The 13979-nt window shown below is 65.6% G+C and carries 14 protein-coding genes; 1 reads left to right on the top strand and 13 read right to left on the bottom strand.

Going from position 1 to position 13979, the window contains the following annotated elements:
• Nucleotides 1-13 precede the first annotated feature (13 nt).
• The 6 genes from AXZ77_RS06215 to AXZ77_RS19530 form a co-directional block, all read right to left on the bottom strand.
• Nucleotides 14-1249 (bottom strand): FliM/FliN family flagellar motor switch protein, encoded by a 1236-nt coding sequence (locus AXZ77_RS06215; protein WP_098410470.1) that lies wholly within the window; start codon nt 1247-1249, stop codon nt 14-16.
• 81 nt (nt 1250-1330) lie between these two features.
• On the bottom strand, nt 1331-4057 hold the full coding sequence (locus AXZ77_RS06210; protein WP_098410469.1) for an ATP-binding protein: 2727 nt from the start codon (nt 4055-4057) through the stop codon (nt 1331-1333).
• Nucleotide 4058: 1 nt separating this feature from the next.
• Nucleotides 4059-4397 (bottom strand): hypothetical protein, encoded by a 339-nt coding sequence (locus tag AXZ77_RS06205; RefSeq protein WP_255266426.1) that lies wholly within the window; start codon nt 4395-4397, stop codon nt 4059-4061.
• The gene (locus tag AXZ77_RS06200) at nt 4397-4792 is read right to left on the bottom strand and encodes a response regulator transcription factor (protein WP_098410468.1); all 396 of its coding nucleotides are present in this window, start codon (nt 4790-4792) and stop codon (nt 4397-4399) included. Before AXZ77_RS06200 ends, AXZ77_RS06205 begins: the two co-directional genes overlap by 1 nt.
• Nucleotides 4793-4843: 51 nt before the next feature.
• The gene (locus AXZ77_RS06195) at nt 4844-6202 is read right to left on the bottom strand and encodes a helix-turn-helix transcriptional regulator (RefSeq protein ID WP_098410467.1); all 1359 of its coding nucleotides are present in this window, start codon (nt 6200-6202) and stop codon (nt 4844-4846) included.
• Nucleotides 6203-6276: 74 nt separating this feature from the next.
• Nucleotides 6277-6444 carry a hypothetical protein gene (locus AXZ77_RS19530; protein ID WP_176535975.1) on the bottom strand — a complete coding sequence of 56 codons (168 nt, stop codon included), beginning with the start codon at nt 6442-6444 and terminating at the stop codon, nt 6277-6279.
• A 171-nt stretch (nt 6445-6615) separates the two neighbouring features.
• Between AXZ77_RS19530 and AXZ77_RS06190 the strand changes: the two genes are divergently transcribed.
• A complete protein-coding gene (locus AXZ77_RS06190) occupies nt 6616-7779 on the top strand; it encodes a mechanosensitive ion channel family protein (RefSeq protein ID WP_098410466.1) in 1164 nt (387 codons plus the stop codon).
• 44 nt (nt 7780-7823) lie between these two features.
• On the opposite strand, the gene AXZ77_RS06185 is transcribed toward AXZ77_RS06190, so the two are convergent.
• The 7 genes from AXZ77_RS06185 to hydA all read right to left on the bottom strand — a co-directional run bounded on the left by AXZ77_RS06185 (nt 7824) and on the right by hydA (nt 13922).
• Nucleotides 7824-8288, bottom strand: coding sequence for a hypothetical protein (locus AXZ77_RS06185; protein WP_141536235.1), 465 nt, complete (start codon nt 8286-8288; stop codon nt 7824-7826).
• Between the two features lie 108 nt (nt 8289-8396).
• A complete protein-coding gene (locus tag AXZ77_RS06180) occupies nt 8397-9383 on the bottom strand; it encodes an ABC transporter substrate-binding protein (protein ID WP_098410464.1) in 987 nt (328 codons plus the stop codon).
• Nucleotides 9384-9454: 71 nt separating this feature from the next.
• The gene (locus AXZ77_RS06175) at nt 9455-10303 is read right to left on the bottom strand and encodes an ABC transporter permease (protein ID WP_078519524.1); all 849 of its coding nucleotides are present in this window, start codon (nt 10301-10303) and stop codon (nt 9455-9457) included.
• Nucleotides 10300-11163 carry an ABC transporter permease gene (locus AXZ77_RS06170; RefSeq protein WP_078519525.1) on the bottom strand — a complete coding sequence of 288 codons (864 nt, stop codon included), beginning with the start codon at nt 11161-11163 and terminating at the stop codon, nt 10300-10302. The genes AXZ77_RS06175 and AXZ77_RS06170 overlap by 4 nt, the downstream gene beginning before the upstream one ends.
• Nucleotides 11164-11256: 93 nt before the next feature.
• Complete coding sequence (locus tag AXZ77_RS06165; protein WP_078603863.1) at nt 11257-12045, bottom strand: ABC transporter ATP-binding protein; 789 nt, start codon at nt 12043-12045, stop codon at nt 11257-11259.
• Nucleotides 12042-12464 (bottom strand): VOC family protein, encoded by a 423-nt coding sequence (locus tag AXZ77_RS06160; RefSeq protein WP_098410463.1) that lies wholly within the window; start codon nt 12462-12464, stop codon nt 12042-12044. The genes AXZ77_RS06165 and AXZ77_RS06160 overlap by 4 nt, the downstream gene beginning before the upstream one ends.
• 6 nt (nt 12465-12470) lie before the next feature.
• Nucleotides 12471-13922 (bottom strand): dihydropyrimidinase, encoded by a 1452-nt coding sequence (hydA, locus tag AXZ77_RS06155; protein ID WP_078539617.1) that lies wholly within the window; start codon nt 13920-13922, stop codon nt 12471-12473.
• Nucleotides 13923-13979 lie beyond the last annotated feature (57 nt).

Genomic DNA, 13979 nt, shown 5'->3' with positions numbered 1-13979 from the left:
GGCGGGGGTGCGATCACATGCCCGATTGGATCTTGAGCGGCGGCAGCGCGTCGTCGTCTTCCGTCGAAGAGAGCGCATCAAGATCGAGTGGCTCGCCAAAATCCATGTCGGGTTCAAGCCCGTCCAACCCGCGCGGCTCGGGCGCATGGGCGGCATCGACGCCCTCCTCCGGGTCATAGGCCGGATCGAGCGGATCGCCGAGGCTGGACAGGCCCGGCACCTCGTCGAGTGTCGGAGCCTGCGCATAGGGCGACGCCCCGGCATCGAAAGTGTCCGCCCCACGGCCAGCACCATTCGCCGCCTCGTCTTCCTCGCGCAGGCGCAGCGCGCGTAGCCCGTGGCTTTGGCCCAATCGGGCGAGCGAGAGCTTGCGCCGTCCCTGCGCCTCGAGCGTGATCTTCTCCAACGCGTCTTCCGGGATCGGGATCTCTGTGCCGGGGCGCAGCGCCAGCACGGTAGACAGCGGCAGCGTGACGCGGTGCAGGACCGCGTCGAGCTGCGCGGAGGCCGCCAGAATGGAGCGTTCGAACGTGTCGGACCAGTCGCGCGCGGGATCTTCGGGCGTGAAGCTTTCCGCCTTGGGCCCCGCACCGCCCTCCGGATTTTCGCCCGCAGCCGGGGACGCGCGGCGCATCGCGGCGCCCCGCCCTTCGCGCGGAACCGCCCAGAGGAAGCCGCCGCTGCGTTCGCCCCCGGTGCCGAAGCCAAGCTGCGCCGTCCAGACGCGGTAGCTGACATCTTCCAGCAGCAGGCCAAGCGGCCGGGGATCGTCGAGATGGGAGGCGAAGCGGAAGCCCCCGGCCCAGGAAATCGCCGGGTCGCTGATCAAACCCTCTTCGATCTCGGCCAGCACCGCATCGACGAAATCGGCGGCGATGGCGGCATCGATCCGGGTGGGTTTGCGCGGGGCGGGCATGGTCTTGCCGAACCGCCCCATCGTCTGCATCTCGATCAGCGTGGCCAGGGTGGCAGGCGGCAATGCGAGGACGCCAAGCGCCTCCCCCGGCCCTTCGATCACCGCGAGCAGCGACAGATCTTCAAGCATCTCGGGCAGATCGGCGAGAGACCGCGTCGCCTCCTCGATCGAGGCGACCTGTAGCGGCAGTTCGAGCATGTCCTGCGCGACCTTCGAAAGCGCGAGCGTGATCGCGCGCGCAGGCGTGATCGGGGCCGCGCCCGCAACCGCCTTCGCCGCCTCGGTCTTACGCCGCAGCACCGATGTCTCGCGCTCGTGAACCATGGTCTCCATCCACCCGCATTCGGGGTCTCATTGCCCAGCTTTGACAGATCGAGGTTTACAAAGCGTTGAAAATGCCCCGCGTTTCGCGGCTTAGCGCGAAAGGGCCGCGCTTTCCGAAGGCGGGTCGGAGGGCGCGCGCAGATCGCTGCGTCTCAGCGGCAGGGTGATGCGGAACGCGGCCCCGCCTTGCCCGGGCACGTAGTCGATCGTGCCGCCGAGATTGGTCATGATTTCGCGGCAGATCGCGAGGCCGAGGCCCGCACTGCCGGCGCGGCTTTGATCGGTCAGGCGGGCGAATTTCTCGAAGATCAGCTTCTGGCTCTTCTTCGGAATGCCCGCGCCGTTGTCGATGAAGTCGATCTGCACCCGCTTGCCCCGGCGCTTCACCTCGATCCGCAGCACCGCCTTCTCGGCATCGCAATATTTCCGCGCGTTCGAGATCAGGTTGATCATGACCTGCACCAGCCGGTCGGCATCGGTGAAGATCGGCATGTGCTCGGTCGGGAAATCGCGCTCGACCCGGAAGGCGCGGTCGGGCCGGGTCGAGGAGGCCGATTGCACCGCGCGGTTGATCAGATCGTGCAGATTGGCGACCGAGACGTTGAGCTGTGCGCGGCGGTTCTCGAGCACGGAGAGATCGAGCAGATCGTCGAGCAGACGCGTCAGGCGGCGCGCTTCCTCGTGGATGATCTCGGCATATTGCGCGCGCATCGAATCCGGCAGATCGGGCTCCATCAGGATTTCCGAGAAGGCGCGGATCGAGGTCATGGGCGTGCGCAGCTCGTGGCTGATCTGGCTAAGGAAGCTATCCTTCTGCACCGACAGATCCTGCAGCTTGTCATTGGCCTCGCGCAGCGCGCGCGCTACCCGCGCGAGCTCCTCGGATTTCGCCTCGAGCCGCGCGGTGTATTCCTTGGCCTCCGCCGTCTCGCCCGCCACGGCGATCAGATCCTGCATCGACACGGAGGTGCCCCCGGTGAGCTGCGCGATCATCGCATGCGCCGTCGAGGCCCCGACTGAGCCCGCCAGTTTCCGCTCCAGCCGGGCAAGGAAATCGGGCGTGGTGTCGGGCAGGAACCCGGCCTTGCCCTGCCCCGCCGCCTGCGCCTGAAAGAAATGTTGCGCAGGCTCGGCGCCCAGAATCCGCTGCGACATCGACAGCAGGTCTTCGGCCTCCGCGCCGCCTTGCACCCAAGAGCGCGCGGCGGGGCTTTGATCGTAGATATTGACGAAGGCCACGCCCTGCAGCCGCTCCATCGGGCCGGGGAAAGACAGCATCGAGAAGACCAGAAAGGCCAGCGTGTTGAACAGCAGCGACCAGAACAGCGCGTGCAGCAGCGGGTCGAGCCCCGCGATCCCGAATAGCGCATGCGGACGCAGCCATTCGAACCCGAACAGCCCGTGATCCAGAACGATCTGCGGTATCAGCCCGGCATCGCCGACCGAGGGCAGAAAGAGCGTATAGGCCCAAAGCGCGAAACCGATCACCAGCCCCGCCGCCGCCCCCACATGGGTCGCGCCGCGCCAGAAGATGCCGCCGATCAGCGCCGGCAGAACCTGCGCCGCGCCCACGAAGGCGATCAGGCCGATCGCCGCCAGCGCCTCGGAGCCGCCCGACATCCGGTAATAGGCGTAACCCATCGCCAGCACCGCGATGATCGAGACCCGGCGCGAGGCCAGAACCAGCCCGCGCACATCGCCCTGGGCGCGCGGGCCTTCGCGGCGTAGCGCCAGCCACAGGGGCGTCACGATATGGTTCGAGACCATCGTCGCGAGCGCAATGGCAGCGACGATCACCATCGACGTCGCCGAGGAAAACCCGCCGAGGAAGGCCAGCAGCGCCAGCTTCCCCTGCCCCTCCGACAGCGGCAGCGTGAGCACGAACAGATCGGGATTCGCGCCCTCGGGCATCCGCTCCAGCCCCATCACCGCGATCGGCACGACGAAGAGGCTCATCAGCATCAGATAGGCCGGAAACGCCCAGCTTGCGGTCGCGAGGTGCCGCTCGTCGACATTCTCCACGACGAGCACCTGAAACATCCGCGGCAAGGTCAGGATCGCGGCGGCGGAGACGAAGGTCAGCCCCGCGAAGCGTCCCGGATTGAGATCCCATTCCGCGATCTTCGAGGCGTCGATCCGCGAGAGCATGTCCATCGGGCCGCCGCCCAGCCCCCAGACGACGAAGACGCCCACCGCGACCAGCGCGACCAGCTTCACCACCGCCTCCAGCGCAATCGCGGTGACGACGCCATGGTGCCGCTCGTTCGCGTCGAGGTTTCGCGTGCCGAAGAGGATGGTGAAGATCGCGAGCCCGCCCGCGATCCACAGCGCCGTCGCGCCTTGATCCGGCAGCGCCCAGCCCTCGGGCGTGCCAGCCGCAAAGACGCCGAAGCTCAGCGTCACCGATTGCAGTTGCAGCGCGATGTAGGGCGTGGCGGCGGCGACCGACATCAGCGTGACGATGACGCCCAGCGTGTTCGACTTGCCGTAGCGGCTGGAAATCAGGTCCGCGATCGAGGTCACGCGATGGGTGCGCCCGATCCGCACCAGCTTGCGCAGCACCCACCACCAGCCGACGAAGACCAGCGTCGGGCCAAGGTAGATCGTCAGGAATTCCAGCCCCGAGCGCGCCGCGTAGCCGACCGCGCCGTAGAAGGTCCAGGCGGTGCAGTAGATCGACAGCGAGAGCGTGTAGATCACCGGCGAGCGCAGGAAGCGCAAACGGCGGCGCTGCGCGCGGCGTTCGGCCACGAACGCCACCGAGAAGAGCACGATCACATAGGTCAGGCAGACCGCGACGAGATTATTGAAGGGCATCTCAGCCCTCCGGCGGCGGCGCGTCCGACGCGCGGCTGGCGGTTGCGGCGTCGGTTGGGCCCTCGGCCTCGCCATTGCCTTCGGGCACGTCCTCTGCGTTGAGCACCGGGCCAAGCCCGCGGGAGATGGCGAAAGCCGCGAGGATCAGCACGATCCAGACCGCGAAAAGGTAGAGCCCGCCGCGCCCGGTATCGGGCACCGGGGTCTGCGCCGGATGCCACAGACCCGGCATCATGATCAGCACCAGCCCGACAATCGGCAAAAGCCGCGCCGCATCCATCAGGCGGCGGCGGCGATAGGAACGGCGGGCAAGAAAGAGCGGCTGGCCCGTCTGCGGCATCAGGCGGGCTCCCGGCGCGCAGCGCCCCCGCCGGTGATCGCTTCGAGCTGGTCGAGCACGTCGCCATTGGCAAATGGCTTGGCGAGGAAGGCTGTCGCACCGGCGCGGGTCGCGGCATCGCGGTCTCGCCCCTGCCCGCGCGCGCTGAGCATCAGAACGGGCAAATCGCGCAGCGCGGCATCCGCACGCATATCGGCAAGGATTTCGAGACCGGAGCGCCCCGGCAGCATCAGATCAAGGATGATTGCGTCGGGCGGATCGCCGGTGATGCGCGCAATTGCCCGCGCGCCGTCTTCGAGCACCGACACCGTCCAGCCCGCACGCGTCAGGATGAACCGGATCGCCTCCGCGATATGCGGCTCGTCCTCGATCAACAGCACCTGTCTTTGCGCCATAGCCATCCCCCTCACCCGACTATCGCCACCGTGTCGCGCCCTGTCAAACCCTCACGCCCTCCCCGCCGACGCATCCGCGACGATCGAAGGCTCGCGCCGCCCCGGACACTCGCCGCGCGGACAGATCCGGCACGACGCACCGATCGGGCGCGCCGGTGCATCAGCGCTCTGTGCAGGCGCTGGCAGGATCAGCATGGTGGCGCGCATCAGCACCGGACCGTCGAACCCCGTCGGGCGCGGCTCGGAGACGGCATAGGTCAGGAAGCGTTGCGGCAAGCGCCCCGCCATATCGACCAGCGCCCGGATCGGCTGCATCGGCCGTGCTAGCGCCTCATAGAGCGGCCAGAGCGGGCAGGCGGCGGCGAAGCGCGGCAGCAGAAACCCGGGGGCTGCGCGGCGGAAGGTCAGCGTGCCCGAGCCGTCGCAGATCACCAGCCCCGGCTGCCCCAAACCCGGCGCGCCTGCTGGCAGGGCCGCGAGCCGCCGCAACACCTGCGCGAGCGGCGCCGCGAAGCGCGCCGCCAGCGCGCCCGGATCGGGGCCGAGCTCGGCCAGCGCCGCCAGCACCGGATCGAGCGGCAAGGCACGCGCATCGGCGGCCTGCCACTGCAGATGGCTGCGGGCCAGCTCCCGCGCCGCGGCAGAGGCCAGTTCCGGTGCGCCCGCAATCAGCGCCTCCGGGTCGGTCCCCGCACCCTCCAGTTCCGGGAAATGCCAGCCGCGCGCTTCGAGCCACGCCTCGAGCTGCTCTTGCGGCGAGGACAGGCCGGTCTCGGCGGTTTCCATCTCGTCGAGATAGCCGACCAAAGCCTCCGCCGTTCCCGACAGGCGCAGGCTTTCCTCCTGAATCGTGTTGAGAAACCGCGCGCGCCATTCCGGCTCGATATCCTCGGTCTCGACAAGGATCGCGGCGGTGGAGCGCAGCGAGGTCACCGCCGAGAGTACCTCATGCAGCGAGGTCAGCAGGAACGGGTCCTGCGCCATGCGCTCGGCATAGGTTTCGACCACGCGCTCCAGCTCCGCCAGCCGCGCCTGACGGTTCACCAAGAGCGCGGCCCATGCGGGAAAGCGACCGACGAATTCCTCGATGCGGTCGAGATCGGGCGCGGCTTGGCTAGCGGTGCCCGCGCCATTGCCGTTACCTGTCTCGGCCAGTTCCAGCGACGCGACCGCTTCGCGCAGCCCTGCGAACAGCGCGCCCTCCGCCCCCTCGCCCAGCGTGACCGAATCGACGCCCATCGCGCCCGCGATCCGCTCGATCAGCGCATCGCTGACCCGGCGGCGATTATGCTCGATCAGGTTGAGATAGGCCGCCGAAATGCCGGAGGCCCGCGCCAGTTCGGCCTGCTTCAAGCCAAGCGCATTGCGCCGCTCGCGAATGCGGGTGCCGGTCAGCGGGGAACGGGCCATGTAAACTCCTCCTGCACCCGTTTTTACAAACAAGTGCAGAAGAAGAAAATAGTTTTACAGCGGTTTACAGGGCCTCAGCAGGGTCCCGTTCCAGAGGGTGTGACCGTGGCCATGCCCGACATACCCCCGACACCCGGCTCGCATTCCCCGATATCGCGTTCAAGCTGCGCACAGCCTGCAAGCGCGACCAGTGCGACGACGGCTCCAAGCTGTGCGGCGGTTGCGAAAAAGCGGTTTTTCATGGCTCTCTCCAATTCTCGGCATGGGACGATTTCCCTACGTGTCATTCTACATTCCCGGCCTGTTCGCTCTATGATCGACGTCAATTTCCGGCCCGATTTGACAGCTCCGCCCGATGCGCCATCATCAATGCGGCAGCGCAGCATAGCGCGCGGCAATTTGCGGAGACCCGAATGGAGCCCGAGACGATCGAGACCGAACTGGCCAGCGCCATCGATACGGCACAGAAATTCCTGCCGGACTGGGCCGTGGCGCTGATCGCCTATGCGACGGCGGCGCTGATCGCGTTGCTGCTGTTTAGGGTGTTGTTCACAGCGCTCAACCGCGCGGTGGCCGATCGCGATCTGTTCTGGCGCTCGCTGGTTGCACGCGGGGCGCAGCCGATGCGGTTGATCCTGCTGATCGCCGCGCTTGGCTTTGCAAACGGGCTCGCGCCCGCCAGCGCCGCAGTCACCAGTGCAATCACCCATATTCTGTTGGTCGCGCTGATCCTGTGCCTCGCCTGGATCGCCTATACCGCGCTCTACATCTGGACGACGATCCACCTGCGGCGCTTCAAGCTCGACGCGGAAGACAACCTGCTGGCGCGCAAGCACGTCACCCAGACCCGCATCCTGATGCGCGTGGCCAAGGTGATGATCGTGATCCTCGCGGTCGCAGCCGCCCTGATGACCTTCCCCGCCGTGCGCCAATATGGCGTGTCGCTTCTGGCGGCGGGCGGGGCCGCGGGTATCGTCGTGGGCCTCGCGCTGCAGCCGGTTCTCAAGAACCTGTTCGCAGGCATCCAGCTTGCCCTGACCCAGCCGATCCGCATCGACGATGCGCTGATCGTCGAGGGCGAATGGGGCAATGTCGAAGAGATCACATCCACTTACGTTGTCATCCGCATCTGGGATTGGCGGCGGCTCGTGGTGCCCTTGAGCTATTTCATCGAGCAGCCCTTCCAGAACTGGACCCGCGAAAGCGCCGATCTGATCGGCACTGTCATGATCTATCTCGACCACACGGCCGACGTCGCCGCGATCCGCGCGAAGGCCGAAGAGATTACCCGCGCCGATCCGCTCTGGGACGGGAAGGTCTTTGCCCTGCAGGTGACCGATTTCCGCGAGCGGGTGATGGAGGTGCGAATCCTCGCCTCCGCACGCAACGGGCCGCGCACCTTCGATCTGCGCTGCCATATCCGCGAGGAGCTGGTGGCGTGGATTCAGGCCAAGATGCCCCTCGCCCTGCCCCGCACCCGGGCCGATCTCTCGCCAGCGGAGGCTGCATTCCTCGGCGCGTCCTCCGGCGAAGCCGCACCTTCCGAGGCACGATCCGGCGAGATGCCGTCCACATAAGCGCTTGCCCCATCCGTCTTGCGTGAAGCCTGCGCATCCCGGCGCTAATCGAAGGCCCCGAAATGCGCCCCGTAATTCACGGCCCGGTTGGAGCAGGCAGCCATCGCGTCGACGAGCCATTGGCGATCTGGCACGGGTCTGCCAATGAGATGGTGCCCGAGCGCGTCTTCGCCCTTCGCGATATTGCCCGCGACATCGCCGCTGAAATTCAGTAGGCGTTGCAGCCAGAAATCCTGCGCCTGCGCGATATATCCCCCACTTCCGCCGCCCGAGAGCCCGCGTACTACGGCAAGGCAATAGGCCGCCTCGATCGGCTGGGTCGGCGTGTCGAAGAGATAGCTCGGCGGGGCCGCGAACTGGCTTTTCCAGGCAAGGAAGAACAGTCCACCGGCAACCCCGATCACGAGGACCGCGTAGAACGCGGTCAGGGCCGGGTGTGTGCGCTGCTGGCGCCTGCGGGCCCGTGCGCGGGCTCGCGCACGTTGCGCGGTCATTGATCGATCGGCCATGCGAATGCCTCCTGCCGCTCAGCAAAACCGATTCCTCTTAAGAAACCCCGAACATGAAAAAGCCCCCCGGCGCACCGGAGGGCTTCGTGTTTCGCGAGAGCGTCTCTCTTATTCGAGGCCAGCCTTGTCGGTCACCTCATGGGTCCAAGCGCCTTCCGGCTTCTTGGTGATGACCGGGTCCGAACCGCCCGACATCAGAACGTCGACGGTGCGCTCGTAATCGGCGGGGTCGAGCGTGCCGTTCGAGCCAGCGGTCAGCTTGGCGACCTCTTCCATCATGCCCTCTTGGTGCTCCATCGTCTGCGCACCGGTCTCGTCATTGTCGAGAATGATCTGCGCAGCTTCCTTGGGATGCTCCTCGGCGTATTTCCAGCCTTCCATCGAGGCCTTCACGAATTTCGCCATCTTGTCGACGAAGGCCGGGTCCTTGAGGTTCTCTTCGAGCACGTAAAGGCCGTCTTCGAGCGTCGCGACGCCTTCGTCTTCATACTTGAAGGTCACCAGCTGGTCGGGCTGAATGCCCGCTTCGAGCACCTGCAGATACTCGTTATAGGTCATGGTCGAGATACAGGCCGCCTGCTTTTGCAGCAGCGGATCGACGTTGAAGCCCTGCTTGAGCACGGTCACGCCATCGTCGCCGCCCTCGGTCGAGATGCCGAGATGGTTCATCCAGCTCAGGAACGGGTATTCATTGCCGAAGAACCACACGCCCAGCGTATGGCCGGGGAAGTCCTCGGGGGTCTTGATGCCGCTTTCCTTGAGGCAGGTCAGCATCATGCCCGACTTCTTGAAGGGCTGAGCGATATTCACGAGCGGCAGCCCTTTCTCGCGGGCCGCCAGCGCCGCCGGCATCCAGTCGACGATGACATCCGCGCCACCGCCTGCGATCACCTGCTCGGGCCCAATATCGGGGCCGCCCGGCTTGATGGTCACGTCGAGCCCCGCATCCTCGTAGAAGCCCTTGTCGAGCGCGACATAGTAGCCCGCGAACTGGGCCTGCGTGACCCATTTCAGCTGCAGCGTTACGTCCTCGTTGGCCCATGCGGCCCCCGCCATGGTGAGGCTTGCGGCCACCCCTGCGATCAGTTTCTTCATCTTTTACTCCACTGTTGGCCCCGGATCTTTACGCCCGGGATTTTAGGTTTTTCTCAGGCTCTTCCTTGCCCTTACGTCCGGGCCCGTTGCGACGGGTGCCAGAAAGTCACCAGCTTCTCGATCAGGGCGACAAGCCCATAGAAGCCCGAGCCCGCGAGGGCCGCAACGGTAATTTCCGACCACACGAGCGGCAGATCAAGCTGCCCCACCGCGGTCGAGATGCGAAAGCCCATTCCTTTCGTCGGGCTGCCGAAAAATTCGGCAACGATCGCACCGATCAAAGCCAGTGTCGTCGCGATCTTCAACCCGTTGAAGAGAAACGGCATCGCCGCAGGCAGACGCATTTTGAAAAGCCCCTGCCAATAGCTTGCGGAATAGGTCGCCATCAGGTCGCGCTGAAGCGCATTCGTGGCCGCCAGACCCGCCACCATGTTCACGAGAACGGGGAAGAAGACCATGACCACGACGACCGCCGCTTTCGACTGCCAGTCGAAGCCGAACCACATCACGAGGATCGGCGCGATCCCGACGATCGGCAGGGCCGCGACGAAATTCCCGATCGGCAGCAGCCCGCGTTGCAGGAAGGGCGAGCGGTCGATCAGGATCGCCACCACCACCGCCGCGCCGCAGCCGATGATATAGCCCGACAGCGCGCCTTTCAGGATCGTCTGCACGAAATCCTCGCGCAGCACATCGGTCGAGGCCATCAGGCTCGCCGCGATCTGGCTCGGGGCGGGCAGGATCACCGGGCTGATATTCAGCCCGCGAACCAGACCTTCCCACAGAAGCAGGAGGGTGATGCCGAACAAAGCCGGGATCAGGAAACGCGCCCAACGCTCCGAGCCGTGATGGCGCGCAAGCCAGGTATTGAGCGCCCAGGCCGCCAGCCAGAAGACGATTGCGAAAATAAGCCAGCTCATTGCACCATCCCCATCCGCTTGAGGGTGATTTGTTCGATGATGCCGACCACCACCACGAGGATCGCCGCGAGCGCTGCCGCTGCGAACAGAGCGGACCAGATCTGCACCGTCTGCCCGTAATAGCTGCCCGACAGAAGCCGCGCGCCCAGCCCGCGGGTCGCGCCCGCCGGCAGTTCGGCCACGATCGTGCCGACGAGGCTCGCCGCCACACCCACTTTCAGCGAGGCGAAGAGGTACGGCATCGACGACGGCAGCCGCAGCTTCCAGAAGGTCGCGCCCTGGCTCGCATTATAGGTCTTCAGCAGATCGAGCTGCATGTGATCGGGCGCGCGCAGCCCCTTCACCATGCCGACGAGCACGGGGAAGAAGCTCAGGTAAGCCGCGATGATCGCCTTGGGCAGCAGCCCGGTGATCCCGAGGCTCGCGAGAACCACGATCACCATCGGCGCGATGGCGAGGATCGGGATCGTCTGGCTCGCGATTGCCCAGGGCATCACGCTCAGGTCCATCGCCCGGCTATGGGTGATGCCCACCGCCAGCAGAATGCCCAGACCGGTGCCCAGCGCGAAGCCCGCAAGCGTCGCCGAGAGCGTAATCCAGCCGTGGAAGACGAGGCTGCGCTTGGAGGTGATCTTCTGCCCGGCCACACCTTCCCACAGCCCGACAGCCACCTGATGCGGGGCGGGCAGAACGGGGCGTTTCTGGGTCAGCGTGTCGGTGACAAGCTCGGAGAACGTGACCTCTTCACCGGCGCGTGCCGCCTGATCGTAGGTCCATTGCGAATTCATCCAGACGGTGGCTGCGTACCAAAGCAGCAGGATCGCGGCCAGAACCGTCAGAACGGGTGCGATCATCTTCATCAGACCGCCCTCCACGTCGGCTTGGCCGAACGCGCCTTTGGCGAGGCCCAGAGCGGCGCGCAGTCCCGCCCGGTCCGGGTGTCGGTCATGCGGTCATTCATCATAGGCATGCCCCGCCCGAAGCCCCTCGCGCACCCGGTGCGCGATCTGCAGGAATTCCTCGCTGTCGCGGATGTCGAGCGGACGCGGCCCTTTCGGCAACGTACTCTCGATCACCTCGTGGATGCGGCCCGGACGGGGCGACATCACGACGATCTTGGTCGACAGATAGACCGCTTCCGGGATCGAGTGGGTCACGAAGCCGATCGTCTTGTTGGTGGCCGACCAGAGCTTGAGAAGCTCTTCGTTGAGCTTGTCGCGCACGATCTCGTCGAGCGCGCCGAAGGGCTCGTCCATCAGCAGGATCTCGGCGTCGAAGGCCAGCGCCCGCGCGATCGAGGCGCGTTGTTGCATGCCGCCCGAGAGCTGCCAGGGGAACTTTTTGCCGAAACCTTCGAGGTCGACGAGCGAGAGCACTTTTTCAACACGCTCTTCCTGCTGCGCCTTGGAATAGCCCATGATTTCCAGCGGAAGCTTCACATTCCCCGCGATCGTACGCCAAGGATAAAGACCCGCCGCCTGGAACACGTAGCCGTAGCTGCGCGCCTTGCGGGCTTCCTCCGGCGAGATGCCGTTCACGGTGAGCGAGCCGCCCGTGGGCGTCTCCAGTGCCGCGATGCACCGCAGGAAGGTCGTCTTGCCGCAGCCCGAAGGGCCGATGAAGCTCACGAATTCGCCCTTCTCGATATCGAGATCGATATCTTTCAGCGCGTGAACCGAACCGTCCCCCGTCTGGAAAGTCAGATTGAGCCCGCGGGCCTGAATTACCGGTGCTGCCGTCATCCGCGCCTCCACAGGGTTTTATCCGCAATCTCGACGCTGTTGCCCGCCGGGTCGCGCAGGTAGATCGACCGCGCTCCGTTCGGCCAATAGAAGTCGGCCTCAATCTCCACGTTATTGTCCCTCAAATGTCGTTCCCATTCGTTCAGTTGTTCCGCCTCCGCCGCGAGACATACATGCCCCGGTCCGACCGCGCCATGCGGTGGAACGGGCAGCGCCGCCTCCGGGTCGGGTGGCTCCCGCGTGGCCTGAGCGATGAAGGTCAGGATCACGCTGTCGCCACAGCGGAAAAAGACATGCCGCCCGTCGCGACGGGTTAGCCGCTCGAGCCCCAGCAGCCCGCCGTAGAAGGCTTCGGTCGCGTCGAGATCCTCGACATAGACCGCAGCCTCCAAAACGCCGGAACTGACCGGGGCCGCCATGAAGCCTTATACCCCGGTCGCCGGGATACCGCTGCGTTCGACCGGACGCGGCGCGGTGAGCTCTTTCCAGGTGGACAGAGCCTTGGTCACCGGCATGCCTGGATCGCGCGCGACGAATTCACCGTGGCCCTCGGGCGTCTGGATCTTGCCATCGGCCCAGGCGACGACACCGCGGCTGAGCGTGTAGCGCGGCAGACCCTTGACCTCTTTGCCCTCGAACACGTTGTAATCGATGGCAGATTGCTGGGTCTTGGCCGAGATCGTCTTGGTCGCCTCCGGATCCCAGACCACGAGATCGGCATCCGCACCAACCAGAACCGCGCCCTTCTTCGGATAGACGTTGAGAATCTTCGCGATGTTGGTCGAGGTCACGGCCACGAATTCGTTCATCGTGATCCGGCCGGTCTCGACCCCATAGGTCCAGAGCATCGGCATCCGGTCTTCCAAGCCGCCGGTGCCGTTCGGGATCTTGGTGAAATCGCCCACGCCATAGCGCTTCTGCTCGGTCGAGAAGGCGCAGTGATCGGTCGCGACCACCGAGAGCGAGCCCGAGGCGAGACCAGCCCAGAGGCTGTCCTGATGCTGCTTGTTGCGGAAGGGCGGCGACATCACGCGGCGCGCGGCGTGGTCCCAATCCTTGTCGAAATACTCGCTCTCATCGAGCGTGAGGTGCTGGATCAGCGGCTCGCCCCAGACGCGCTTGCCCTGCATCTTGGCGCGGCGGATCGCCTCGTGGCTTTCCTCGCAGGAGGTGTGCACGACATAAAGCGGCACGCCCGCCATATCGGCGATCATGATCGCGCGGTTGGTGGCCTCGCCCTCGACCTGCGGCGGGCGCGAATAGGCGTGACCTTCGGGGCCGTTATTGCCATCGGCCAGCAGCTTCGCGGACAGCTCTGCCACGACATCGCCATTCTCGGCATGGACCAGCGGGATCGCGCCCAGCTCGGCGCAGCGCTTGAAGCTCGAATAGAGCTCGTCATCGTTCACCATCAGCGCGCCCTTATAGGCCATGAAGTGCTTGAAGGTGTTGATGCCGCGCTCGGTAACTTGCTTCATCTCGTTGAAGACCTGCTCGCTCCACCAGGTGATCGCCATGTGGAAAGAGTAGTCGCAATGCGCGCGGGTCGATTTGTTGTCCCAGCGCTTGAGCGCCTCCAGCAGGCCCTCGCCCGGCGCGGGCAGCGCGAAGTCGACGACCATCGTGGTGCCGCCGGCCAGCGCCGCGCGGGTGCCGGATTCGAAATCGTCGCTCGAATAGGTGCCCATGAAGGGCATCTCGAGATGGGTATGCGGATCGATCCCGCCCGGCATCACGTAGCAGCCGGTCGCGTCGATCTCTTCGTCGCCTTTCAGGTTCGGGCCGATCTCGATGATCTTGCCGCTGTCGATCAGCACATCCGCCTTGTAGGTCAGATCGGCGGTGACGATGGTTCCGTTCTTGATGACTTTGGTCATTGCTTACCTCCCACGAAGGTCTTCCGCCTTCGATTTGGTTCAAATATCCCGGGGGTG

It is taken from the genome of Thioclava sp. ES.031 (assembly GCF_002563775.1).
Lineage (GTDB): Bacteria > Pseudomonadota > Alphaproteobacteria > Rhodobacterales > Rhodobacteraceae > Thioclava.
Note: the sequence above shows the minus strand (reverse complement) of the source record. Positions and strands in the feature narration are given on the sequence as shown.

What these genes read in the sequence shown, in the direction of transcription:
- AXZ77_RS06215 (WP_098410470.1), bottom strand. Translation starts at nt 1,249, where the DNA reads ATGGAGACCATGGTTCACGAGCGCGAGACATCGGTGCTGCGGCGTAAG.
- AXZ77_RS06210 (WP_098410469.1), bottom strand. Translation starts at nt 4,057, where the DNA reads ATGCCCTTCAATAATCTCGTCGCGGTCTGCCTGACCTATGTGATCGTG.
- AXZ77_RS06205 (WP_255266426.1), bottom strand. Translation starts at nt 4,397, where the DNA reads ATGCCGCAGACGGGCCAGCCGCTCTTTCTTGCCCGCCGTTCCTATCGC.
- AXZ77_RS06200 (WP_098410468.1), bottom strand. Translation starts at nt 4,792, where the DNA reads ATGGCGCAAAGACAGGTGCTGTTGATCGAGGACGAGCCGCATATCGCG.
- AXZ77_RS06195 (WP_098410467.1), bottom strand. Translation starts at nt 6,202, where the DNA reads ATGGCCCGTTCCCCGCTGACCGGCACCCGCATTCGCGAGCGGCGCAAT.
- AXZ77_RS19530 (WP_176535975.1), bottom strand. Translation starts at nt 6,444, where the DNA reads ATGAAAAACCGCTTTTTCGCAACCGCCGCACAGCTTGGAGCCGTCGTC.
- AXZ77_RS06190 (WP_098410466.1), top strand. Translation starts at nt 6,616, where the DNA reads ATGGAGCCCGAGACGATCGAGACCGAACTGGCCAGCGCCATCGATACG.
- AXZ77_RS06185 (WP_141536235.1), bottom strand. Translation starts at nt 8,288, where the DNA reads ATGGCCGATCGATCAATGACCGCGCAACGTGCGCGAGCCCGCGCACGG.
- AXZ77_RS06180 (WP_098410464.1), bottom strand. Translation starts at nt 9,383, where the DNA reads ATGAAGAAACTGATCGCAGGGGTGGCCGCAAGCCTCACCATGGCGGGG.
- AXZ77_RS06175 (WP_078519524.1), bottom strand. Translation starts at nt 10,303, where the DNA reads ATGAGCTGGCTTATTTTCGCAATCGTCTTCTGGCTGGCGGCCTGGGCG.
- AXZ77_RS06170 (WP_078519525.1), bottom strand. Translation starts at nt 11,163, where the DNA reads ATGAAGATGATCGCACCCGTTCTGACGGTTCTGGCCGCGATCCTGCTG.
- AXZ77_RS06165 (WP_078603863.1), bottom strand. Translation starts at nt 12,045, where the DNA reads ATGACGGCAGCACCGGTAATTCAGGCCCGCGGGCTCAATCTGACTTTC.
- AXZ77_RS06160 (WP_098410463.1), bottom strand. Translation starts at nt 12,464, where the DNA reads ATGGCGGCCCCGGTCAGTTCCGGCGTTTTGGAGGCTGCGGTCTATGTC.
- hydA (WP_078539617.1), bottom strand. Translation starts at nt 13,922, where the DNA reads ATGACCAAAGTCATCAAGAACGGAACCATCGTCACCGCCGATCTGACC.